The organism is Sphingopyxis sp. (genome assembly GCF_050725655.1).
GTDB lineage: Bacteria > Pseudomonadota > Alphaproteobacteria > Sphingomonadales > Sphingomonadaceae > Sphingopyxis.
Genome location: NZ_JBOHHT010000030.1, coordinates 17,306 through 38,071 on the forward strand (window position 1 = coordinate 17,306; position 20,766 = coordinate 38,071).

The 20,766-nt window shown below is 65.6% G+C and carries 25 protein-coding genes; 22 read left to right on the plus strand and 3 right to left on the minus strand.

Going from position 1 to position 20,766, the window contains the following annotated elements:
- Positions 1-35 precede the first annotated feature (35 nt).
- The gene (locus tag ACREBX_RS03720) at positions 36-1,172 is read right to left on the minus strand and encodes a DUF3667 domain-containing protein (RefSeq protein WP_431560407.1); all 1,137 of its coding nucleotides are present in this window, start codon (positions 1,170-1,172) and stop codon (positions 36-38) included.
- A gap of 79 nt (positions 1,173-1,251) precedes the next feature.
- On the opposite strand from ACREBX_RS03720, the gene ACREBX_RS03725 reads away from it, so the two are divergent.
- From ACREBX_RS03725 to ACREBX_RS03775, 11 genes are all read left to right on the plus strand, one after another.
- Positions 1,252-2,538 carry a glutamate-5-semialdehyde dehydrogenase gene (locus tag ACREBX_RS03725; RefSeq protein ID WP_431560408.1) on the plus strand — a complete coding sequence of 429 codons (1,287 nt, stop codon included), beginning with the start codon at positions 1,252-1,254 and terminating at the stop codon, positions 2,536-2,538.
- A 31-nt stretch (positions 2,539-2,569) separates the two neighbouring features.
- Positions 2,570-2,824 carry a CopG family ribbon-helix-helix protein gene (locus ACREBX_RS03730; protein ID WP_431560409.1) on the plus strand — a complete coding sequence of 85 codons (255 nt, stop codon included), beginning with the start codon at positions 2,570-2,572 and terminating at the stop codon, positions 2,822-2,824.
- A complete protein-coding gene (locus ACREBX_RS03735; RefSeq protein ID WP_431560410.1) occupies positions 2,821-3,108 on the plus strand; it encodes a type II toxin-antitoxin system RelE/ParE family toxin in 288 nt (95 codons plus the stop codon). The genes ACREBX_RS03730 and ACREBX_RS03735 overlap by 4 nt, the downstream gene beginning before the upstream one ends.
- Complete coding sequence (locus ACREBX_RS03740) at positions 3,105-3,758, plus strand: nicotinate-nucleotide adenylyltransferase (protein WP_431560411.1); 654 nt, start codon at positions 3,105-3,107, stop codon at positions 3,756-3,758. The genes ACREBX_RS03735 and ACREBX_RS03740 overlap by 4 nt, the downstream gene beginning before the upstream one ends.
- Positions 3,755-4,165, plus strand: coding sequence for a ribosome silencing factor (gene rsfS / locus ACREBX_RS03745; RefSeq protein ID WP_431560412.1), 411 nt, complete (start codon positions 3,755-3,757; stop codon positions 4,163-4,165). The genes ACREBX_RS03740 and rsfS overlap by 4 nt, the downstream gene beginning before the upstream one ends.
- A gap of 33 nt (positions 4,166-4,198) precedes the next feature.
- Positions 4,199-4,627 carry a 23S rRNA (pseudouridine(1915)-N(3))-methyltransferase RlmH gene (locus ACREBX_RS03750; RefSeq protein WP_431560413.1) on the plus strand — a complete coding sequence of 143 codons (429 nt, stop codon included), beginning with the start codon at positions 4,199-4,201 and terminating at the stop codon, positions 4,625-4,627.
- Positions 4,624-5,838: a murein hydrolase activator EnvC family protein gene (locus tag ACREBX_RS03755; protein ID WP_431560414.1), complete on the plus strand. Its 1,215-nt coding sequence runs from the start codon at positions 4,624-4,626 to the stop codon at positions 5,836-5,838. The genes ACREBX_RS03750 and ACREBX_RS03755 overlap by 4 nt, the downstream gene beginning before the upstream one ends.
- Positions 5,839-5,973: 135 nt before the next feature.
- Positions 5,974-7,371 carry a S41 family peptidase gene (locus tag ACREBX_RS03760; RefSeq protein WP_431560415.1) on the plus strand — a complete coding sequence of 466 codons (1,398 nt, stop codon included), beginning with the start codon at positions 5,974-5,976 and terminating at the stop codon, positions 7,369-7,371.
- Between the two features lie 12 nt (positions 7,372-7,383).
- Positions 7,384-7,866, plus strand: coding sequence for a disulfide bond formation protein B (locus tag ACREBX_RS03765; RefSeq protein ID WP_431560416.1), 483 nt, complete (start codon positions 7,384-7,386; stop codon positions 7,864-7,866).
- Positions 7,863-8,390: a demethoxyubiquinone hydroxylase family protein gene (locus tag ACREBX_RS03770; RefSeq protein WP_431560417.1), complete on the plus strand. Its 528-nt coding sequence runs from the start codon at positions 7,863-7,865 to the stop codon at positions 8,388-8,390. The genes ACREBX_RS03765 and ACREBX_RS03770 overlap by 4 nt, the downstream gene beginning before the upstream one ends.
- A gap of 78 nt (positions 8,391-8,468) precedes the next feature.
- Complete coding sequence (locus ACREBX_RS03775) at positions 8,469-9,074, plus strand: hypothetical protein (protein WP_431560418.1); 606 nt, start codon at positions 8,469-8,471, stop codon at positions 9,072-9,074.
- Positions 9,075-9,129: 55 nt separating this feature from the next.
- On the opposite strand, the gene ACREBX_RS03780 is transcribed toward ACREBX_RS03775, so the two are convergent.
- A complete protein-coding gene (locus tag ACREBX_RS03780; protein WP_431560419.1) occupies positions 9,130-11,067 on the minus strand; it encodes a S9 family peptidase in 1,938 nt (645 codons plus the stop codon).
- 374 nt (positions 11,068-11,441) lie between these two features.
- Here ACREBX_RS03780 and ACREBX_RS03785 point away from each other — a divergent pair, with 374 nt between their 5' ends.
- The 7 genes from ACREBX_RS03785 (at position 11,442) to rplQ (ending at position 16,721) form a co-directional block, all read left to right on the plus strand.
- On the plus strand, positions 11,442-11,762 hold the full coding sequence (locus tag ACREBX_RS03785) for a hypothetical protein (protein WP_431560420.1): 321 nt from the start codon (positions 11,442-11,444) through the stop codon (positions 11,760-11,762).
- A gap of 54 nt (positions 11,763-11,816) precedes the next feature.
- Positions 11,817-13,160, plus strand: a complete 1,344-nt coding sequence (locus ACREBX_RS03790; RefSeq protein ID WP_431560421.1) for a TldD/PmbA family protein — start codon at positions 11,817-11,819, stop codon at positions 13,158-13,160.
- An 11-nt stretch (positions 13,161-13,171) separates the two neighbouring features.
- On the plus strand, positions 13,172-13,963 hold the full coding sequence (locus ACREBX_RS03795) for a 3'(2'),5'-bisphosphate nucleotidase CysQ (RefSeq protein ID WP_431560422.1): 792 nt from the start codon (positions 13,172-13,174) through the stop codon (positions 13,961-13,963).
- A 200-nt stretch (positions 13,964-14,163) separates the two neighbouring features.
- Positions 14,164-14,532, plus strand: coding sequence for a 30S ribosomal protein S13 (gene rpsM / locus ACREBX_RS03800; RefSeq protein ID WP_431560423.1), 369 nt, complete (start codon positions 14,164-14,166; stop codon positions 14,530-14,532).
- A 102-nt stretch (positions 14,533-14,634) separates the two neighbouring features.
- Positions 14,635-15,024 carry a 30S ribosomal protein S11 gene (gene rpsK, locus ACREBX_RS03805; protein ID WP_003040416.1) on the plus strand — a complete coding sequence of 130 codons (390 nt, stop codon included), beginning with the start codon at positions 14,635-14,637 and terminating at the stop codon, positions 15,022-15,024.
- Between the two features lie 103 nt (positions 15,025-15,127).
- On the plus strand, positions 15,128-16,186 hold the full coding sequence (locus tag ACREBX_RS03810) for a DNA-directed RNA polymerase subunit alpha (protein WP_431560424.1): 1,059 nt from the start codon (positions 15,128-15,130) through the stop codon (positions 16,184-16,186).
- A gap of 112 nt (positions 16,187-16,298) precedes the next feature.
- Positions 16,299-16,721 (plus strand): 50S ribosomal protein L17, encoded by a 423-nt coding sequence (gene rplQ, locus ACREBX_RS03815; RefSeq protein WP_431560425.1) that lies wholly within the window; start codon positions 16,299-16,301, stop codon positions 16,719-16,721.
- A gap of 71 nt (positions 16,722-16,792) precedes the next feature.
- Here rplQ and ACREBX_RS03820 read toward each other — a convergent pair whose 3' ends face one another.
- A complete protein-coding gene (locus ACREBX_RS03820; protein ID WP_431560426.1) occupies positions 16,793-17,281 on the minus strand; it encodes a hypothetical protein in 489 nt (162 codons plus the stop codon).
- Between the two features lie 112 nt (positions 17,282-17,393).
- Here ACREBX_RS03820 and ACREBX_RS03825 point away from each other — a divergent pair, with 112 nt between their 5' ends.
- The 4 genes from ACREBX_RS03825 to ACREBX_RS03840 are packed head-to-tail and all read left to right on the plus strand — an operon-like array spanning position 17,394 to position 20,691.
- A complete protein-coding gene (locus ACREBX_RS03825) occupies positions 17,394-17,978 on the plus strand; it encodes a GbsR/MarR family transcriptional regulator (RefSeq protein ID WP_431560427.1) in 585 nt (194 codons plus the stop codon).
- 1 nt (position 17,979) lies between these two features.
- On the plus strand, positions 17,980-18,639 hold the full coding sequence (locus tag ACREBX_RS03830) for a DUF4166 domain-containing protein (protein ID WP_431560428.1): 660 nt from the start codon (positions 17,980-17,982) through the stop codon (positions 18,637-18,639).
- Entirely contained in the window at positions 18,632-19,039 is a 408-nt protein-coding gene (locus ACREBX_RS03835) for a thiol-disulfide oxidoreductase DCC family protein (RefSeq protein WP_431560429.1), read from the plus strand. Before ACREBX_RS03830 ends, ACREBX_RS03835 begins: the two co-directional genes overlap by 8 nt.
- Positions 19,036-20,691, plus strand: coding sequence for a DUF4166 domain-containing protein (locus ACREBX_RS03840; protein WP_431560430.1), 1,656 nt, complete (start codon positions 19,036-19,038; stop codon positions 20,689-20,691). The genes ACREBX_RS03835 and ACREBX_RS03840 overlap by 4 nt, the downstream gene beginning before the upstream one ends.
- Positions 20,692-20,766: the final 75 nt, after the last annotated feature.

The window sequence follows — 20,766 nt, forward strand, 5'->3', positions numbered from 1 at the left end:
CGGGTCTTTGCCCCGCCTTTGTGACGATTCGGGTGCTATCCCATCACCCCGAGCGCGAGCAGCAGCAGCATGAACATGACGACCGCATACAGGCTGAAAAAGAGAAGTAAGGTCGCGCGAACAAGGGCACCGAACCGTGACGAACGATAGGCGCCGCGCAGCTGGCGATACATGTGAAAGGGTACATAGAGCATCGCGAACGCCGTCGCGACATCGCCGAATATCGTCAGGTTGAGCAGGCGCACGGCGACGAACAAAAGCAGCATGAAGCTGATCGAGTAAGTGACGAAGACGAAATGATCATAGGTGTGAAAGCGGCGGCTGAACGGAAAGAGCAGCCACATGAAGGGTAGCGACAGCGGGATCAGTGCCCATGCGAATTTATAGGCGTTCGCCTGCAATTTGTAGAATATGAGCGCGGGGTTCGCGATCGCCTTTTCCAGCCCATGGTCGATGAACGGGACGCCGGTGTTGACCTTGGTGCGCGAGAGGAACTCGACGCTGGTCATCATCTGCTTGGAGGGATCGTCGAGCACGGGCGGCCCCTTGTCGCGCTCCTCTTTGCTGAGGCTGCGCGCGACGCCGAGATAATCGGCGCTTTTCTGGAGCGTTTCGCGCTCTTCGACGAGCAGTTTCCGGTCGGCCGGTTTCAAATCCTTGGCCGCGAGGCTGGTGTCGACGCGCATGACCTCCTCCTCGAAACTTTCCTTGAGCGCATTCGAGCGCGTCTGCTCGGCCGCCGCCTTCGCAATCCCTTCGCCCACCCCGCCGCCGCTGCCGACGATGGCCAGGACCGCGTATGTCAGGAAGACGGCGAACAGGAACAGCGCCAGCGGCGAGATAAAACGCGCGCGTTCGCCATGGATATAGCGGCGCGTGAGGTCGCCCGGCCGCCAGCTGAGCAGCGGCAGCGTGTTCCAGACCTTGCCCTCGAAATGGAAGATCGCGTGGACCAGATCGTGCCCGATCGCGCCAAAGCTGCGATGCACGTCGGCGCGCTGCCCGCAATAATGGCAATGCGAGCCCGCGAGGCTGGTGCCGCAATTCAGGCAGCGCGCGCCGGCATGCGCCGCGCCCGTGCCTCCCCAGTGACTGCCATGCTGCGGCTCGACCGCATGCCCCGCCAACCCGGCGGTCACCGCCGCCCCGATGCCTTCGATGTCCCCGCTCATGGCGCCCTGCCTAAAGGCGCGCGACGCATGGCGCAACGGGACTTTCGGGGGTCACGTAAAACGTGATAGTGGCAGCGCCATGAACGCCGAAGCCCTCTCCGCCCCGCCGATGCCCGGCGATGCCGCCGCCCTGATCGCCGACATGGGCGCGCGCGCGCGCGCCGCGTCGAAGGCGCTCGCGCAGGCGCCGACGGCCGACAAGGCGGCCGGACTGGTTGCAGCGGCGGCGCAAATTCGCGCGCTGGCGGCGGACATCCTTTCCGCCAATGCCGAAGACATGGCCGCCGGACAAAAGAACGGCCTGTCGGACGCAATGCTCGACCGGCTGCGGCTCGACGAGGGTCGGCTTGCAGCTATCGCCGGCGCGATCGACGATGTTGCGGCGCTCCCCGATCCGTCGGGCGCCGAAATCGACCGCGTGACACGGCCCAACGGGCTGGTGCTGAGCCGTGTGCGGGTGCCGCTGGGCGTCGTCGGCATCATCTATGAAAGCCGCCCCAATGTGACCGCCGACGCGGCGGCGCTGGGGCTGATGTCCGGCAATGCCGTGATCCTGCGCGGCGGTAGCGAGGCGGTCCATTCGAACCGCGCGATCCATGCAGCGTTCGCGACGGGGCTGGTCGAAGCGGGCCTTCCCGCCGACGCGGTACAGCTCGTCCCGACGCAGGACCGTGCCGCTGTGGGCGCGATGCTGCGCGCGCAGGGGCTGATCGACATCATCATTCCGCGCGGCGGCAAGGGCCTCGTCGCGCGGGTGCAGGACGAGGCGCGCGTGCCCGTCCTCGCGCACCTCGACGGGATCAATCACCTCTATATCGACGGCGCCGCCGACCCGGGACAAGCGGTCGAACTTGCGGTCAACGCCAAGATGCGCCGCACCGGCGTCTGCGGCGCGACCGAAACGATCCTGATCGACCGCGCCTACCCCGCGCCGCTCGCCATCATCGACGCGTTGATCGCCGCCGGCTGCGAAGTGCGCGGGGACAAGGCGGTCGTGGCGCTGAGCCCGCACGTCGAACCCGCATCGGCGGGCGACTGGGACTGCGAATATCTCGACGCGATCGTGTCGATCGCCATGGTCGACGGCCTCGTCGGCGCGCTCGCGCATATCGACGCGCATTCGAGCAAGCACACCGACGCGATCGTCACCGAGGATGCCGCCGCGGCCGAGCGTTTCCTGTCCGAAGTCGACAGCGCGATCGTGATGCACAATGCCTCGACGCAATTCGCCGACGGCGGCGAATTCGGCCTCGGCGCCGAAATCGGCATCGCGACGGGGCGGTTGCACGCGCGCGGCCCGGTCGCGCTCGAAGGGCTGACGACCTACAAATGGCTCGTGCGCGGGAGCGGCCAGACGCGTCCTTGAATCATTTGTATACAAGTGATACATTGTGGTCATGACCAAGCATTCCGTCATTTCCGCCCGTATCGACGCCGAAACCCTGGAGTTGGTTGACAAGATCGTCGCCGAGCAAGGGCGGAGCCGGGCGTGGTTCGTTGCGCAAGCCGTTCGTCATGTTGCTGAACAGGAAGCGCGTTTCGCCGCTTTCGTTCAGGAAGGCCGTGATGACATTGCCGCCGGCCGGACAAAGGAGCATGCCGAAGTTCTGGCGATGATGGATAGCATGATCGCCAAGCACGAGGCCCGATGACCCGGATAATATGGTCGGACAAGGCAGTCGCGGATCTGGTTGCGCTGAACGGCTGGTTGACCGAATATCGGGAGCCAGATGAAGCTGCCGAAGCTATTCGGGCGATACGTAGCCAGATTGCCGGGTTGGATCAGTTTCCGGCCGTAGGCTCGCCTATCTTCGCAGGAACCCGCAAGCTGCTGATTAAGGGGCAGCCCTTTGTCCTCTTGTATGAATTGACCGCTGGTCAGCTTCACATACTTCGGCTCGTGCACAACCGAAGCGACTGGCTGTCGCTGATATGATCCCCACCGGCCTCCTCGGCGGCAGTTTCAACCCCGCGCATGGCGGGCATCGCGCGATCAGTTTGAATGCTATCGACGCGCTCGGCCTCGACGAGCTGTGGTGGCTGGTGTCGCCGGGCAATCCCTTGAAACCCAAGGCGGGCATGGCGTCGCTTCCCGCGCGCCTCGGCTCGGCGCAGCGCATGGCGCGGCGCTCGCCGATCCGCGCGACCGCGATCGAGGCGGAGCTCGGCACGCGCTACACGATCGACACGCTGAAAAAGCTCGTCCGCCGCTACCCGAATCGGCAGTTCATCTGGATCATGGGGGCCGACAACCTGGTCCAACTGCCCGAATGGCGCGACTGGCGGGGAATCGCGCGATTGATGCCGATTGCGGTTATCGCGCGTCCGGGCTATAATGACCGCGCCCACGCAAGACGTGCGATGGGTTGGCTTCGGCGCTTCGTCCGGCCCGTGGACCAGAAAACTCATTGGACGGACTGGAGACCGCCTGCCCTCGTGTTCCTGCGATTTTCGCCCGATGTGCGATCCGCAACTGCGATACGGCAGGCCAACCCCCGCTGGTTCGAACGCTATGAAGGCCGCGCTTTGCGCGACCCGCTGACCCGTTCGCGCCTTGCGGACCCGACTAGGAAAGGACGCATTTGATCTCCGCAACCCAGGATGCCGCCAATGGCGCCGCATCCGCCCCAAAGCCTTCTGGCGACAGTGTGGATACGCTCCACGCTCTGATCCTCCACCAGCTGGATGAGGACCAGGCCCAGGAAACCATCTCCATCCCGCTTGCCGGCAAAAGCAGCATCGCCGATCATATGGTGATCGCGAGCGGCCGGTCGACGCGTCATGTCTCGGCGATCGCCGAAAAACTGGCGCAGCGGATCAAGCAGGAAGCGGGCCGCCAGGTTCGCGTCGAAGGACTGCCCAATGCCGATTGGGTGCTGCTCGACGCGGGCGACGTCATCGTCCATCTGTTCCGTCCCGAGGTGCGAAGCTTCTATAACCTCGAGCGCATGTGGTCGTTCGGCGACGCACCGCCGGTTGCCGCCGCAAATTGACGCCTTAGCCTCGCTCAGGCTAGGCGAGGCGTCATGTTGCTGCACATCATCGCGCGCGGGCGCATCGGGCGTGGGCCCGAGGCCGAGCTGGTCGAGCGCTATATGAAGCGCGTGACCTGGGCGCAGAAGATTTCCGAGCTTCCCGACACCGGCGGGCGCATACCTGCCGCCGCCGATAACAGCCGGACCATATTGCTCGACGAGGGCGGCGATCAGATGTCGTCGCTCGAATTTGCCAAATTGCTGGAAAAATGGCGCGACGGCGGAGTGCGCGAGACGCGCTTCTGCCTTGGCGCCGCCGACGGCTTCACCCCCGAAGAACGCGAGGGCGCCGACAAAGTCATCGCCTTCGGCCGCGCGACCTGGCCGCATCTGATGGCGCGCGCGATGCTCGCCGAACAATTATGGCGCGCGACGAGCATCGTTGCGAACCACCCCTATCATCGCGAAGGGCGCCAGTGAGGCGCGCGCTTGCCGTTCTCGCGATCACCGCCGTTTTCGGCGGCGGGGCGCTCGCGCTGGCGCAGAGCGACATCTTCGATCCGCGGGCGATCGCGGCGCGCGAGCGCACGCAGTTGATCGACGCCAAGCAGCAGTCGGCGGCAGCGATGGCGCGCAGCGCGCTGCTCGAAAAGCAGGCGGTGGCGGCGAGCAGCGAAGCCGACCGGCTGAAGAAACGCAGCGCCGCGCTCGCGGCGCGCATCCAGTCGGCCGAAGCCGATATCAGCGCTGGCGAAGCGCGCGTCGCGCTCGTCAGCCGCCGCCTGTCGGCGCAGCGCGCGCGGCTGGCGCAGCAGCAGCAGCCTTTGCTCGAACTCGCCGCGTCGCTCCAGCAATTGAGCCGCCAGCCACCGGTGAGCGTACTCGCGCAGCCGGGATCGCTGACCGATATGGTGCATGCGCGCGCGGTGATCGATGCGGCAATGCCGGTGATCGAACGCCGCACCGCCGGGGCACGGCGCGAACTCGCGGCGCTGCAGCGGGTGCGGCAGCAGCAGGCGGTCGCGCTAAAGGCGCTTTCGGGCAGCAAGGCGCAGCTCGCACAGCGCCGCGATGCGCTCACCCGGCTCGAAAATGAAGGGCGGCTGCGCTCGCGCGAGCTGATGAGCAGCGCCCAGCTCGAGGCCGACCGCGCGCTCGGACTCGGCGAAAAGGCACGCGACATCGTCGACCTGATGGACTCGCTCGAAGCCGATAGCGCGGTGCGCGCTGAACTCGCACAGCTCGCCGGACCGCTGCCGCGCCCGCGCAGCCCTGAAGGCAGTGTGGCGGCCGCCTTGCCGCCCGCCGCCGCCGAGGCCGAACTGACGCAGGGCGCCTATCGCCTGCCCGTCGTTGGGCGCATCGTCTCCGGGCTGGGCGAGGTCAATGAAAGCGGCGTCCGGTCGCGCGGCGTGACGATCGCGGCGCGCCCCGGCGGCCAGGTCGTCGCCCCTGCCCCCGGCCGCGTGGGCTTTGCCGGCGACTATCGCGGCTATGGCAAGATCGTGATCATCGACCACGGCGGCGGCTGGGTCTCGCTGCTCACCGGCATGATCGCGCTGTCGGTCGGGGTCGGCGACACGCTCGATGCCGGGGCGCCCGTCGGCCGCGCGGGGTCCGACGACAGCCGCATCACGGTCGAACTCCGCCGCGGCGGTCGCCCCGTCGATATTGTCGCGATGATCGGCTGAGCGGCACCGTTAATCGCCTGTTCGGCCGCTGTCTCGCACTAGGGACGCACCGCTTGACGCCCGCACAAATGCGTAGGAGGATGGCGCGCCGGGGATTATAAGGCGGGATTGCTCTCGCGTGACTGAAAGACGCCCATGACCGAATCGACCAAGACCGCCGTGTCCCCGAAGCGCCGCTTCGCCTTGTGGCAGGGCGCCGCCGCGCTCTCGACGCTGGCGCTCGTTCCGCTCGCAACCGGCGCGATGGCGACCGTCGATTCGAAGACGCAGGAAGAAATTTCGCGCTTCATGGACGTCTATCTCGAAGTGAAATCCAACTATGTCGAACCGGTCGACGATTCGAAGCTGATCGAGGGCGCGATCAACGGCATGCTCGCCAGCCTCGACCCGCATTCGGGCTATCTCGACGCGCGCGGCTTTTCGAACCTGCGCACCCAGACCGACGGCGAATATGGCGGGCTCGGCCTGTCGGTGACGATGGAAGACGGCGTCGTGAAGGTGATCGCGCCGACCGCCGACACCCCCGCCGCCAAGGCGGGGATCAAGGCCGGCGATTATATCACCCACATCAACAAGGAACTGATCTTCGGCCTGACGCTCGACGAGGCGGTCGAACAGATGCGCGGGCGTCCGGGCACCGATATCGGGATCACCGTCGTCCGCGAAGGTCAGGACAAGCCGATCGAGATGACGCTGACGCGCGAGATCATCGACCTGAAGCCCGTGAAATGGGAAGTCAGCGGCGATGTCGGCGTGCTCACCGTCACCAGCTTCTCGGCCGACGCGACCACGGACCTCAAGGCCGCGATGATGGCGGTCGAAACATCGCTCGGCAGGAAACCGCGCGGCTGGATCCTCGACCTTCGCTCGAACCCGGGCGGGCTGCTCGACGAAGCCGTCGGGATCAGCGACCTGTTCCTCGAACGCGGCGAGATCGTCTCGCAGCGCGGCCGCAAGAAGGGCGATATCGAACGCTATTTCGCCGAACCCGGAGACCTCGCCGGCGGCGCGCCGGTCGTCGTGCTGATCGACTCGGGCTCGGCCTCGGCCTCCGAAATCGTCGCGGGCGCCTTGCAGGACCAGCATCGCGCGGTCGTGATGGGCGAACGCAGCTTCGGCAAGGGATCGGTGCAGACGGTGCTGCCGCTGACCGACACCACCGCGCTGCGCCTGACCACGGCGCGTTACTACACCCCGTCGGGCCGCAGCGTGCAGGAAGGCGGGATCGAGCCCGATATCCGCGTGCCGCAGATTTCGGATCCCGACTATGCCTCGCGGCCGAAGTTCCGCGAGAGCGACCTCCGCCGCCACCTGATCAACGAGAAGAAGGTCGACAACGGGCTGCTCGAAAAGGACGAAAAGGCCGATCCGCGCTTCACCGCGACCGCCGCCGACCTGAAGGCCAAGGGCATCGAGGATTTCCAGCTGCATTATGCGTTGCAGACGATCGGGCGGATCAACCCGATGGCTCCACGCATGGCGCAGGGCAGCAAGCCGCCGGTCAAGCCCGCCAAGCCGACCGCGCGCAACTAAGGGGCGCGGGACATGCTGAACTCGCGGCTTTCCGCGCCCGCCGTCGCGTTTCTGGCGCCGCTGCTGCTCTATGGCGGCGCGCTGGTGTCGCAATATGGCTTTGGCCTGCACCCGTGCGAGATGTGTTACTGGCAACGCTGGCCGCATCAGGCGGCGATCGTTCTGGCGCTGCTCGCGTTGCTGTTTCGCCGCAATGACAAGGCGATGCGCGCGCTCACCCTGCTCGCCGCGGTCGCGATTGCGGTGAGCGGCGCGATCGGAATCTTCCATGCCGGGGTCGAATATGGCTTTTGGGAAGGCATCACCACCTGCGCGACCGGCGGCGCTGGCCCCGTATCGCTCGACGCGATCATGAATGCGCCGCTGATCCGCTGCGACACCGCCCAATGGACGCTGTTCGGCATCTCGCTCGCGGGTTTCAACGCGATCTTCTCGCTCGGCGCCGCCGCGTTCGTCTTGACCTTGCTGCGCCGGAAGACCACATCGGCAGCATGACGCAAAACAAGACTGGCAAGCGCACCGCATCGATGATCCGCGTCGATCAGGCGGGCGAATATGGCGCGACGCGCATCTATGCCGGCCAGCTCGCGGTGATGGGCGACCGCCACCCGATGGCGCGCGAAATCGCGCATATGGCCGAACAGGAAGAGCGCCACCGCAAATTCTTCGACGATATGATCGCCAAGCGCGGCGTGCGCCCGACCGCGCTCCAGCCGTTCTGGAACGTCGCGGGCTTTGCGCTGGGCGCGGTGACCGCCGCGATGGGGCCGCGCGCCGCGATGGCGTGCACCGCCGCGGTCGAGACCGAGATCGATCGCCATTACCAGCACCAGCTCGACGAACTGGGCGACAGCGACCCCGAACTGAGCGCCGCCGTCGCCGATTTCCGCGCCGAAGAGCTGGAGCATAAGGAAGCCGCGCTCGCGGCGGGCGCCGAAAGCGCCCCCGGCTATCCGGTCCTCAGCCTCGCGATCCGCGCGGGCTGCCGTGCAGCCATCGCGCTGTCGAAACGTATCTGATAGAATAACCGCCGGCGCCGTTCACGGCGGATGCAGAGAGTGGCTGCCATGCCGCCTGAAACGACAAAGGAAGATACGATGACCCGCCTCCCCCTGTTCGCGCTGATCCTCGCCGGCAGTGCCGCCGCCATGCCCGCGGCGGCGCAGCAGCAGACGGTCGATGCCGAGAAGATCAACCAGGTCATCGTCTATGGCAACGACCAGTGCGAACAGTCGAGCCCCGACGAAATCGTCGTCTGTAACCGCCTGCCCGAAACCGAGCGTTATCGCGTACCCCAAATGCTGCGCGGCAATCCGCTCGACGTGCGCAACGAGGCGTGGGCGAACAAGGTCGTCGCGATCGAACGCGTCGGCCGCTTTGGCACCGACAGCTGCTCGCCGACCGGCCTCGGCGGCTTCACCGGCTGCACGCAGGCACTGGTCGCAGGCGCGCGCGCCGAACAAAAGGCGGCCGACAAGACCGACTGGCAGGCGATGATCGCCGACGAACGCGCCAAGCGCATCGCGGGCATCGACGCCGCATCGGACGAAGTCGAAGCCGCGGTGGTTGCCGAGGAACGCGCGCTTGCCGAACGACAGAAGGCGGCCGAGGAACTCGAGCGTCAGGCGAGCGGCCAGGCCCCCGCGCCGACCGCCCCCGACGAAGCCGACGTACAGCCGCTGCCGACCCCGCCGAAGAACTGAGCCAGCTTTCCGGCGACGGTCGCGCCCGGCATTCGCCGGAGGGTGACGCCCGCCGTCAGTTCAGCAGATATTTCTGCCAGAAGAGCAGCGAAGACCAGAATGTGTAGTCCACATTCTCCTTCTTGCCCCACTGATGCCCCTCGTTCGTGGCCACCAGATGCCAGGCGGTGCCACCCCCCTTGCGCACCGCGGCCACGACCTGATCCGCCTCGGACGCGGGCACGCGCGGGTCGTTGGCGCCGGTGACGACAAACAGCGGCTTCCGGATGTCGGCAACGCGCGTGAGCGGCGAGATTTCCATCAGCTTGCGGCGCTGCGACGGATCGCGCTCGTCGCCATATTCGACGCGGCGCAGATCGCGGCGATATTCCAGCGTATTCTCGAGGAAGGTCACGAAGTCGGAGATGGCCACGACGCAGAGGTTCGCGCGCAGCTTGTTCGCGAAATGCGTCGCGGCGGCATAGCACATATAACCGCCATAGCTGCGCCCGGTCAGGCCGAAGCGCGACGCGTCGAGTCGCGTGTCCTTTGCGAGGGCATCGAGGAACACCCCCATATCCTTGACGCTGTCCTCGCGCTTGAACGGCCCGTTATCGAGCCCGACGAAGCGCTTGCCATAGCCGGTCGAGCCGCGGACGTTCGGATAGAAATAGGCGACCCCCAGCTCGTTGACGATATAGTTGGTGCTGCCGAGATATTCGGGGCGCCACTGGCTTTCGGGCCCGCCGTGGACGTGCATGATCAGCGGCCGTTTGCCTGGAAATTTTGCAGGATCGGGGCGATAGAGAAAGCCCGACATCTCGGTGCCGTCGAAGCTCTTGATGCTGACCAGCTCGGGTTCGACGTTACGCGCGACGTCCAGCCCGCCGGTCTCGCTCTGCGTCCAGCGCGTCACGGCGAGCGTTTCGGGGTCGATACTATAGGCATCGGCCGCGCCGTGCGCCGACGTGAAACCGATGCCGATCGCGCCCCACGGTGCGATGTCGATATGCCCGATGACGCCCGCGGGCAGCGCATCGACCGTGCGCGCCCGGCCGCTCGCGACGTCGAACACGCGCAGCCGGCTCACGCCCGCCTCGTTGACCGCATAGGCAATGAATCGCCCGTCGCCCGAGATGTCGAATGCCTCGACATCCCATTTTTCCGCCGGGCCGCGCGGCGTGAACCCGCCAGTCGCGGGATCGAGTGTACCGAGGCGCTGTACGTCGTCGCCGTCGTCGCTCGCCACCCAGATCGTGCCGTCGGGTGCGAAGGAGGCGCCGCTGAAAGCGATCTTCTTTCCGTGATTACCGACCGGCGTCATCTTTCCGTTCGCAAGGTCGAGACGGAACAGATCGGTCTTTTCGACCGACGCCGAGCGCGCGACGAGCGCCCAGCTCTTGTCGGGCGCGAAACTTGCGACCGACCAGCCGTTGCTGTCGACCTGCCCGGCCAGTCGCGCCGACGCGGGGTCGCGCGGGTTCATGACATAGATATCATTGTCGCGGCCGTTGCGGCGGGTCGAAGTGAAAGCGACGAGGCTGCCGTCCTTGCTCCACGCGTCGAGCGAATTGCGGCTCTTGCCGTCGGTCAGCATCGTCAGCCGGCCATCCTTCATCGCGAAAATCTGATAAAATTCGCTGCCTCCGATGTCCTTTTCGATCACCATCACATCGCCGGTTCCGGGCGCCCAGCCGCCATGCGAAACCGGTTCGGCCTCGAAGGTCAGCTGCTCGCGCGCGCCGAGGGGCCGCGCGACGCGGTGAAGCTGTGCCGTGTTACCGAAACGCGTCGCGATAAGCATCGACCGGTCGGCGGGGTTCCAGCCGACGAACGCCGCGGTGCGATATTCAAGATAGGGCCGGGTCGCCGCCGCCAGCGCCGCGGGCACCTCGGGCACACCGTCGGCGACAAGCGCGGCGGGCTTTGGTTCGGCGGCCGGCGCATCTCCTCCGGCGGCCAGCGCGGGTGCAAAGGGCAAGGCAAGGGCGGCCAGAACGGCGAGATGACGCATGATTGATTTCCCCGGTTTCCTGAAATGGACAGATATGGCCTAGACGCTACCGCCGCGAGGCCCGGAAGCAAGTCGACCAACCGCGCACATGGCTCGACCATTGACCGCATTTGTGAGCCGATAAGGCGATGAATATGGCCGTTTTTGCGGTATTTTTGCAGCCCAACGCGATTCAGTTGCGAATCCGCGCCGAACCGAGTGCAAAAATTAACGAATCGCTGGCAAGCTGTCTTGACTTGGGAGTTTTTGAGGCAAAACGTGCGGTTCTGGGAATCGCCAGCCTAGGGGGCTGTAATATGGCATCAGCATTTGGACCGCGCCTGTGGAGGCGCACGGCAGTCAGCGTGCCGCCGGCACGGAGTCTGGGTCGCCGAATGACGTGGCACGCCGCCGCCGCCCTCCTCGCTTTTGCCGCCTTGCAGATTTGGCTCGTGATGAGCGCGGTTGCCGCCGGGGCGTCGTCTGCGTTTATCGTCGTGGCACTCGTCATGCTGCTCGCGCTCGCCCTTCCCGTCGCGCGGTCGACCGAACGACACTGGTATCGCCTCAGCCGTCAGGCACTCGCGAGCTGGGGCTTGCACGCCCGCTTCCGCCGCGACGTCCGCCGTCTGTGGGTCGCCGCGCTGACCCTGCCTTTCCTGTGGATCAGCGGCGCAATGGCTGCCACCGACGCGATCGCCGCGATCACCGGCTGACCTCTTTTCAGCGCTTGCTTTGATTTTTTGGCGCGCGCCGTATAGGGCGCGGCCATGCTGACCGTTTCCGAAGCCCTCGATCGTGCGCAGATGCTGTGCGACGCCGCCGCGAAAGCCGGCGCCGATGCCGCCGACGCGCTCTACTATTGCAATGCCGCGACCTCGGTCTCGATGCGGCTCGGCGCACTCGAAGATGTCGAGCGGTCCGAGGGACAGGATATTTCGCTGCGCGTCTTCGTCGGCCAGCGCAGCGCGAGCGTGTCGACCGCCGACATGGATGCCGGCGAGCTCGCCAAATTGGTCGAACGCTGCGTCGCGATGGCGCGCGAGGCGCCCGAGGATCCCTATGCTGGCCTCGCCCCCGAAGAGCTGTTGTTCAAGGGCACCATCCCCGATTTCGATCTCGACGACGGCAGCGAAGCCGATCCCGCCGCGCTGCGCACCGCTGCGCTCGCAACCGAGGAAGCCGCGCGCGCCGTTACCGGCGTGACGAACAGCGAAGGCGGCAGCGCGAGCCACAGCCGCACGCGCTTCGCGCTCGCGACCAGCCACGGCTTCACCGGCGGTTACGGGTCGAGCGGCCACAGCCTGTCGGCGAGCGTCATCGCGGGCGAAGGCGCGAACATGCAGCGCGACTATGGCTGGCATAGCGCGCATCACCTGACGGACCTCGAAGGCGCGGCCGACATCGGTAACCGCGCGGGCACTCGCGCCGTCGCGCGGCTTAACCCGGGCAAGGCGCCGAACGGCAAGCTTCCCGTGCTGCTCGACCCGCGCGTCAGCGGCGGCATTGTCGGCCATCTGCTCGGCGCGATCGCCGGACCCGCGATCGCGCGCGGCACCAGCTTCCTGCTCGGCAAGGAAGACCAGACTTTGTTCGACAGCAGCATTATCATTCGCGACGAGCCACATCGCCCGCGCGGAATGCGCAGCCGCGCCTTCGACGGCGAGGGCCTGCCGACCGCGGCGCGCGATATCGTCGCCGATGGCAAGATCACCGGCTGGCTGCTCGACACCGCATCGGCGAAGCAGCTCGGGCTGACCCCCACGGGCCATGCGAGCCGCGGCGGCGGTGCTTCGGGGGTCGCCGCGAGCAACCTGCACCTCGCGGCGGGCAGCGTGACGCCCGCCGCGCTGATGGAGGGCATCGCCGACGGCGTCTATATCACCGAGCTGATCGGCCACGGCGTCAACCCCGTGACCGGCGATTACAGCCGCGGCGCATCGGGTTTCCTGATCAAGGATGGCGTGCTTGCCGGGCCGATCGCCGAATTCACCATCGCGGGCAATCTGATCGATATGTTCGCGGCGCTGATCCCCGCGAACGACCTCGAATTCCGCCATGGCACCAACGCGCCGACGCTGCGCATCGACGGCATGACCGTCGCGTCGAGCTAGGACCGACGCCGATGCCGGGCCGCAACCTCGAAGCCGCGATCGCCGCGACCCGCGAAGTCGGCGACATGGCGATGGCGCGCTGGCGCGGCGAGGGACAAGCGGTCAATGTCTGGAACAAATCACACGACAATCCGGTCAGCGACGTCGATCTGGCGGTCGATGCGCGGCTGAAGGCGGTGCTCGGCGCGATGGTGCCCGAGGCGGGGTGGCTGTCCGAAGAGACCGCCGACAATGCCGACCGCCTGTCGTGCCGCGCGATGTGGTGCGTCGACCCGATCGACGGCACCCGCGATTTCATCCGTGGCCGGCCCGGCTGGTGCGTGTCGGTCGCGCTCGTGATCGACGGCACGCCCGAATTCGGCATCCTCTATGCCCCCGCACTCGATGAACTATGGGTGGCGCAAAAGGGCCAGGGCGCGCTGCTCAATGGCGAAACGCTGCACGCCAGTCAGCGCACGACCTTCGCGGGATCGCGCGTCCCCGCCGATGCGCTGCCCAAGGTCGACAGCGATCTTGTCATCGTGACCAAGCCGAACAGCATCGCGCTGCGCATGGCGCTCGTCGCCGACGACCGCGCCGATCTGGTCGCAACTTTGCGCTGGGGGTTCGAATGGGATGTCGCCGCCGCCGCCCTGATCGCGACCGAGGCGGGCGCCGCGGTCACCGACGCGTTCGGCGCGCCGCTCGCGTTCAACACGCCGCGCGCGCAGGCGTTCGGCGTCATCGCCTGTGCACCTGGAATCCACGCCGCGGTCGTCGACCGCTTGCATGATCGGGCGGTCGCTCTTACATCGCTATCCTGAGCAGTAATCCACGGCCTCAAACCACCGCACTTCGCTTGACAATCGGGCCGACTCACCTTAGTTGCGCGTCCATTCCGACAGCCTGACCGGACGGCGAAGCGCCCTCATGCGCATCGTGGTCCGTTTTTTGCGTTGGAAAATCAGACGCTTTGAGATGGGGCCGAATGCCAACGGCCCTGTGGAGCAGGAGAAAGTTACCAATGGCACGTATTGCGGGCGTCAACTTGCCCACCAACAAGCGCGTAATCATCGCGCTCACCTATATCCACGGCATCGGTCGCAAGAGCGCTGTCGACATCGCCGACAAGCTGGGCATCGACCACGCACGTCGCGTTCAGGATCTTTCGGATGCCGAAATCCTGCAGATCCGCGAAACGCTCGACGCCGACCACACGGTCGAGGGTGATCTTCGCCGCAACACGGCGATGAACATCAAGCGCCTGATGGACCTCGCCTGCTATCGCGGCCTGCGTCATCGCAAGGGCCTTCCGGTCCGCGGCCAGCGCACGCACACCAATGCGCGCACCCGCAAGGGCAAGGCCAAGGCGATCGCCGGTAAGAAGAAATAAGGTTCGAGCGCGTCCATTCGGGCGCGCTTCCTTATTTCCCCTGCCGGGGCAGCGGCGCATCGCCCGCCACCGGCCATTCAGGATTTAGGTTAGGAATACATCATGGCTCGTGAACCGCAGCGCCTTCGTCGGCGCGAACGCAAAAACATCTCGTCGGGCGTCGCCCACGTCAACGCGACCTTCAACAACACGATGATCACCATCACCGACGCACAGGGCAACGCGATTGCCTGGTCGAGCGCCGGCATGATGGGCTTCAAGGGAAGCCGCAAGTCGACCCCGTATGCGGCGCAGGTTTGCGCCGAAGACGCCGGCAAGAAGGCCGCCGAACATGGCGTCCGTACGCTGGAAGTCGAAGTCAAGGGCCCGGGCGCCGGCCGCGAATCGGCGCTCCGTGCGCTGCAGGCCGTCGGGTTCCACATCACGTCGATCCGCGACGTGACGCCGATCCCGCACAATGGCGTCCGCCCGGCCAAGCGCCGCCGCGTCTGACGTCTTTTTTCGGGCACGCTCCGCCGGAGCGCCGCCCGTATAAAAATCCTCGCTGGACAGGTGGCCGACCCCCACCCGTCCCGCCCAAAGCAAAGGGAAATCCATGACTGTCAATATCCGGAACTGGCAGGAATTGAAGAAGCCCAGCAACCTGGAAATCAAGGCTGGCAGCGACGGCAAGCGCAAGGCGACCTTCGTCGCCGAACCGCTCGAGCGTGGCTTTGGCCTGACGCTCGGCAACGCGCTGCGCCGCGTGTTGCTCTCGTCGCTCCAGGGTGCGGCTATCACGTCGATCAAAATCGAGAACGTGCTCCACGAATTCTCGAGCCTGGCCGGCGTGCGCGAAGATGTCACCGACATCGTCCTCAACGTGAAGCAGATCGCGCTCAAGATGGAAGGCGAAGGCCCGAAGCGGCTCCAGCTTTCGGCGACCGGTCCCACGACCGTCAAGGCCGGCGACATCATGGTGTCGGGCGACATCAAGGTGATGAACCCGAACCACGTCATCTGCCATCTCGACGACGGTGCGACGCTGAACATGGAACTCGTTGCCGACACCGGCAAGGGTTATGTCCCCGCGACCGCCAACCGTCCGATCGACGCGCCGATCGGCCTGATCCCGGTCGACTCGCTCTACTCGCCCGTGCGCCAGGTCGCCTACAAGGTCGACAATGCCCGCATTGGCCAGGAACTGGACTATGACAAGCTGAACCTGACCGTCGAAACCGACGGCACGATCACCCCGGAAGACGCCGTCGCTTACGCCGCGCGCATCCTCCAGGACCAGCTCCAGGTCTTCGTCCACTTCGAAGAAGCGATGAACGACAGCGGCATGATCGGCATGGCGGCTTCGCCGACCACTGCCGACGAGTCGGACGTCAACCAGCTCAACCGCTTCCTTCTCAAGAAGGTCGACGAGCTCGAACTGTCGGTCCGTTCGGCCAACTGCCTCAAGAACGACAATATCATCTATATCGGTGATCTCGTTCAGAAGACCGAAGCCGAAATGCTCCGCACCCCGAACTTCGGCCGCAAGTCCTTGAACGAAATCAAGGAAGTGCTATCGTCGATGGGCCTGCGCCTCGGCATGGACATCCCCGGCTGGCCGCCGGAGAATATCGAAGAAATGGCCAAGAAGCTCGAACAAGAGCTGCTGGGTTAATCTAGATAGCGCCCCGGTTCGCCGGGGCGCATCCAACGGGAATGGGTCGGCCCGCACATCGACCTGGTCTGGGCTACCTCACACGGGCCCTTAACGAACGAAGGAAAGAATTATGCGTCATAAATCGGGTGGCCGGAAGCTTCAGCGCACGAGCGCGCATCGCACGGCCCTGTTCCGCAACATGTCGGCTTCGCTCATCAAGCATGAGCAGATCACGACGACCGTCGCCAAGGCGAAGGAACTGCGTCCCTATATCGAAAAGCTGGTGACGCTCGCCAAGCGCGGTGGCCTTGCCAACCGTCGCCTCGCGAACAGCCGCCTGCTCGATGACACGCAGCTCAAGAAGCTGTTCGACGTCATCGCCGAACGCTACAAGGACCGCGCTGGCGGCTACACCCGCGTGATCAAGGCCGGCATCCGCGCCTCGGACGCGGCGCCGATGGCGATCATCGAATTCGTCGACCGCGACGTCGATGCCAAGGGCCAGGATTCGGGCCCCGTCGAGCAGTATGACGACGAGGCGGAAGCCGCGTAAGCGCGCTTTCAGCGACACGAGAACAGGGGCGGCATCCGAAAGGATGGCCGCCCTTTCTATTTTCGTACGCCTCACTGGAAATGGGGTGACACGGGATCGGAAGGTGAAGGTTCGATGCCTTGTGCGCTCACGATCAAACCTTGGCTGATCATAAAATTCACCCGCGCAGCGTCCTGAAATCCGGTTAAGGAAAGCGGATCGCCATCGGCGCCTTCGGGTATGAGCACCACGCCATAAGTGCCCCGATCCTGTGAGAACACATAATCTTTCGGGGCATAGATGGGACACCGCGACGGCGGTAGCGCATAACGCATCTTGAGGCGCTGCCCCGGCATCAGATCGCCTTTATAGACGTGAAGAATGTGGAGAATGCCGACACTGCCCTCGCGAGTCGTAATCGGACGTTCGACCACGCCATAGACGATCGCTTTCGAGGCAATGACCTGCTCCCGGAAAGCCTCCACCCGCTGCGCCACCGCTATGGGATGCCCATTGAGCGGCGGACAGGCCCACCCCGCGGTCGGTACAGCAAGCAAGGCCATCAGGATCAATCGCTTCATGTCTGCCTCCATAACCGGCGATACAACCCGATGATCAACGTCGCGTAAAAGTGGCGTCGGGGAAATATCGAATGCGCTTGACTTCGGATCCGCATTGCCTGACATTTCTGTTATGACAGAAATTATCGAACAAGGATCGAAACTGTCCCCGGCCGCGACCGAGTTCATCCTCCATTGGGGCAATCTCGGCGGCCAATGGGGCGTCAACCGCTCGGTGGCGCAAATTCATGCCCTGCTGTTCATCTCCGACCGTGCGCTCCATGCCGAGGAGATCGCCGAGATGCTCGGCCTCGCGCGCTCGAACGTCTCGAACTCGATCAAGGAATTGCTCGGCTGGCGGCTGATCGAGCGCGTTCCGCTGCTCGGCGACCGGCGCGACCATTTCGCGGCAGAGAAAGATATCTGGGAGATGGTCACGCGAATCGCCGCAGGACGCAAGGCACGCGAGGTCGATCCCGCCGAGGCGGCGCTGAAAGCGTGCGTCGCGCGCGCCGCGAATGACCCCGGACTCAGCCCCGATGCCAAGGCACGCCTTTCCGACATGCTCGACTTCGTGACGACGATGGGGCGCTGGCACGACGAAATGCTGAGCGTGCCCAAACCGGCGCTGATGCGGTTGATCAAGCTTGGCGCCGGGGTGACCAAGCTGATCAACTGGCGTCCGGGTAAGAGCAAGGACGCCGGTCAGGAGCGGTAGAATGCGAAGCGGAGCGCAGCGGCAGATCAAGGTGGTGGTTCCGGCGGCAAGCGATGCGCTCACCGATGACCGCTTCCGCCGTCTCGTCCCGCGCGCAGACTGGGACGCGCTGCCCGCCGACGTGCGGCGCCGCTTTTCCAAGCGTCTCTCGGGGACGGCGGTCGTAAGCTACAGCGGCGAGATCGTTTGGACGCGCCTGTCGGGCATCGGCTGGCTGCTTGCGCAGCTCTGCCGCCTGATCGGCGCGCCGCTGCCGACAAACGACAGCGGCCCCATGCCCGCAGCCGTCATGGTGAGCGAGGATCGTGGAAGCAGCGGCCAGTGCTGGACGCGCCTCTATGGCCGGACGCGCGACCATCCGCAGGTGATCCACAGCGCGAAGAGCTTCGCAGGCCCGACGGGGCTTGAAGAGCATATCGGCGGCGGCTTCGGCATGGCGCTCACTGTCCGGGCCGAGGCCGATGCGCTGATCTTCGCCTCCGATCATTATTTCTGGCAGCATAGGAGGCTTCGGTTCCGCCTTCCTCGCTGGTTCGCTCCCGGCGCAACGACGGTGATGCACCAGCATCTGGGCAGCGGCCGCTTCGCCTTCGACGTTAAGGTGACACATCCGATGTTCGGCGAGTTGCTCAACCAGCACGGACTGTTCCGCGATGCCTGACGAGGCCGGCCCGATCATCCTGTTCGATGCCGAATGCGTGCTGTGCTCGGCCAACGCGCAGTTCGTGCTGCGGCACGACAAGGGCGCGCGATTCCGCCTTGCGTCGATCCAGGGGGTGGCCGGCACCGCGCTAAGCCGCGAACACGGCCTCGATCCGCGCGACCCGACGAGCATTCTGGTCATCGATGACGCACGTGTACGGCGCGACAGCGACGCCGTGCTCGCGATCTACGAGGGCCTCGGCTGGCCGTGGCGGCTGCTTTCGCTCCTCCGGCTGGTCCCGGCATTCCTCCGCAATCCGGCGTATCGATGGATCGCGCGCAACCGCTATCGCCTGTTCGGCAAGCGTGCGACCTGCTGGGTCGCGCCGCCCGAATATCAAAACCGGATATTGCCATGAAGATATTGATCCTCGGCGGCTATGGCGTGTTCGGCGGGCGCCTTGCGGAACTGCTCGCCGATGTGCCCGACCTCGACCTCTTCATCTGCGGCCGCGACCTCGGCCGCGCGAAAGGCTTCTGCGCCGCCTATCGCGGCATCGCGCGCGTCCATCCGCACGCGCTCGACCGGCGCGATACCGCCGGGGCGCTGGATCGGCTCCGGCCCGACTTGGTTGTCGACGCATCTGGGCCGTTCCAGGATTATGGCGCCGACTGCTATCGGGTGGTCGAGTCATGCCTCGCGGCGAAGGTCGACTATCTCGATTTCGCCGACGGCGCCGATTTCGTCTTCGGCATCGACCGCTTCGATGCCGCGGCGAAGACCGCGGGCATCTTTATCCTGTCCGGGGTCAGCAGTTTCCCCGCGCTCACTGGCGCGGTGCTCCGCGAAATGGCAAAGACGATGGACCTCCGTGGCGTCGAGGGTGGCATCGCCCCGTCGCCCTTCGCCGGCATCGGGCTCAACGTGATGCGCGCGGTCGTCGGCTATGCCGGCGCACCGGTGAAGCTGCGGCGCGGCGACAAGGACGCGCACGGCGTCGGGCTTGCCGAGAGCCTGCGCTACACCGTCGCGGTCCCCGGTCGCCTGCCATTGCGAAACATCCATTTCTCGCTTGTCGACGTCCCCGATCTCCAGCTCATCCCGCGCACCTGGCCTGCGCTCACCGACATCTGGATGGGCGCGGGCCCGGTTCCCGAGATTCTGCACCGCGTCCTGAACCTTCTGGCGAAGGCCCGCGCGCGTTTTCGCCTGCCGTCTTTCGAACCCTTCTCGCGTCTTTTCTATGCGGTGCTCAACCGCATGCGGTTCGGCGAGCACCGCGGCGGGATGTTCATCCGCGCGCGCGGACTTGCCGAAGGTAAAATGGTCGAGCGGAGCTGGCATCTTTTGGCCGAGGGCGATGACGGGCCCTATATTCCGTCGATGGCGATCGAGGCGATCGTCCGCAAATTGCACGACGGCGACCGCCCCGAGCCGGGCGCGAGATCGAGCGTCGATGCGCTGACCCTCGCCGATTATGACGCGTTGTTCGCGAACCGCTCGATTCATACCGGTTTTCGCAGCGAAGAACCCGACGCGCCGCTCTATCGTCAGCTTCTCGGGACCGCCTTCGACACGCTGCCGCCGAAGCTTCAGTTGCTGCACGGAAGCAAGGCTGAACGCCGGTGGCAGGGTCACGCCGAAGTGCGCCGCGGCACCGGACTGCTCGCGCGGATCGCCGCCGCGATTGTCGGCTTTCCGAAAGCGACCGCGCATGTGCCCGTCATGGTCGCCTTCGCCCCCGAAAAGCACGGCGAACGCTGGACCCGCGATTTCGGCGGCAAGCGCTTCGCGTCGCTGCAATCGCGCGGCACAGGCCGGAACGACTATCTGCTCGTCGAACGCTTCGGCCCGCTGTCGTTCGCGATGGCGCTCGTGGTCGAGAAGGACCGCCTTCATCTCGTCCCGCGCCGCTGGTCGGCGTTCGGTATCCCGATGCCGCGCTGGCTGATGCCCCACGGCCCAAGCTTCGAGACCGAGGCCGACGGCAGCTTTCGCTTCGATGTCGAAATCGCAGCGCCGCTTGTCGGATTGATCGTCGCTTATCGGGGATCGCTCGATCGCGTCTGACGGGCATCAAATCCCCTTGCCCGCCCCTTGCCGATGCTTACATATCGGCGCACGATAATGTCTTCCAGAGAATGA

Coding starts and splice junctions, on each gene's coding strand:
- ACREBX_RS03775 (WP_431560418.1), top strand. CDS start 8,469: ATGACCCGCCTCCCCCTGTTCGCGCTGATCCTCGCCGGCAGTGCCGCC.
- ACREBX_RS03725 (WP_431560408.1), top strand. CDS start 1,252: ATGAACGCCGAAGCCCTCTCCGCCCCGCCGATGCCCGGCGATGCCGCC.
- ACREBX_RS03720 (WP_431560407.1), bottom strand. CDS start 1,172: ATGAGCGGGGACATCGAAGGCATCGGGGCGGCGGTGACCGCCGGGTTG.
- ACREBX_RS03825 (WP_431560427.1), top strand. CDS start 17,394: ATGACAGAAATTATCGAACAAGGATCGAAACTGTCCCCGGCCGCGACC.
- ACREBX_RS03730 (WP_431560409.1), top strand. CDS start 2,570: ATGACCAAGCATTCCGTCATTTCCGCCCGTATCGACGCCGAAACCCTG.
- rpsK (WP_003040416.1), top strand. CDS start 14,635: ATGGCTCGTGAACCGCAGCGCCTTCGTCGGCGCGAACGCAAAAACATC.
- ACREBX_RS03830 (WP_431560428.1), top strand. CDS start 17,980: ATGCGAAGCGGAGCGCAGCGGCAGATCAAGGTGGTGGTTCCGGCGGCA.
- ACREBX_RS03750 (WP_431560413.1), top strand. CDS start 4,199: ATGTTGCTGCACATCATCGCGCGCGGGCGCATCGGGCGTGGGCCCGAG.
- ACREBX_RS03840 (WP_431560430.1), top strand. CDS start 19,036: ATGAAGATATTGATCCTCGGCGGCTATGGCGTGTTCGGCGGGCGCCTT.
- ACREBX_RS03820 (WP_431560426.1), bottom strand. CDS start 17,281: ATGAAGCGATTGATCCTGATGGCCTTGCTTGCTGTACCGACCGCGGGG.
- ACREBX_RS03760 (WP_431560415.1), top strand. CDS start 5,974: ATGACCGAATCGACCAAGACCGCCGTGTCCCCGAAGCGCCGCTTCGCC.
- ACREBX_RS03735 (WP_431560410.1), top strand. CDS start 2,821: ATGACCCGGATAATATGGTCGGACAAGGCAGTCGCGGATCTGGTTGCG.
- ACREBX_RS03810 (WP_431560424.1), top strand. CDS start 15,128: ATGACTGTCAATATCCGGAACTGGCAGGAATTGAAGAAGCCCAGCAAC.
- ACREBX_RS03740 (WP_431560411.1), top strand. CDS start 3,105: ATGATCCCCACCGGCCTCCTCGGCGGCAGTTTCAACCCCGCGCATGGC.
- rpsM (WP_431560423.1), top strand. CDS start 14,164: ATGGCACGTATTGCGGGCGTCAACTTGCCCACCAACAAGCGCGTAATC.
- ACREBX_RS03795 (WP_431560422.1), top strand. CDS start 13,172: ATGCCGGGCCGCAACCTCGAAGCCGCGATCGCCGCGACCCGCGAAGTC.
- rplQ (WP_431560425.1), top strand. CDS start 16,299: ATGCGTCATAAATCGGGTGGCCGGAAGCTTCAGCGCACGAGCGCGCAT.
- ACREBX_RS03835 (WP_431560429.1), top strand. CDS start 18,632: ATGCCTGACGAGGCCGGCCCGATCATCCTGTTCGATGCCGAATGCGTG.
- ACREBX_RS03765 (WP_431560416.1), top strand. CDS start 7,384: ATGCTGAACTCGCGGCTTTCCGCGCCCGCCGTCGCGTTTCTGGCGCCG.
- ACREBX_RS03785 (WP_431560420.1), top strand. CDS start 11,442: ATGACGTGGCACGCCGCCGCCGCCCTCCTCGCTTTTGCCGCCTTGCAG.
- ACREBX_RS03780 (WP_431560419.1), bottom strand. CDS start 11,067: ATGCGTCATCTCGCCGTTCTGGCCGCCCTTGCCTTGCCCTTTGCACCC.
- ACREBX_RS03770 (WP_431560417.1), top strand. CDS start 7,863: ATGACGCAAAACAAGACTGGCAAGCGCACCGCATCGATGATCCGCGTC.
- ACREBX_RS03790 (WP_431560421.1), top strand. CDS start 11,817: ATGCTGACCGTTTCCGAAGCCCTCGATCGTGCGCAGATGCTGTGCGAC.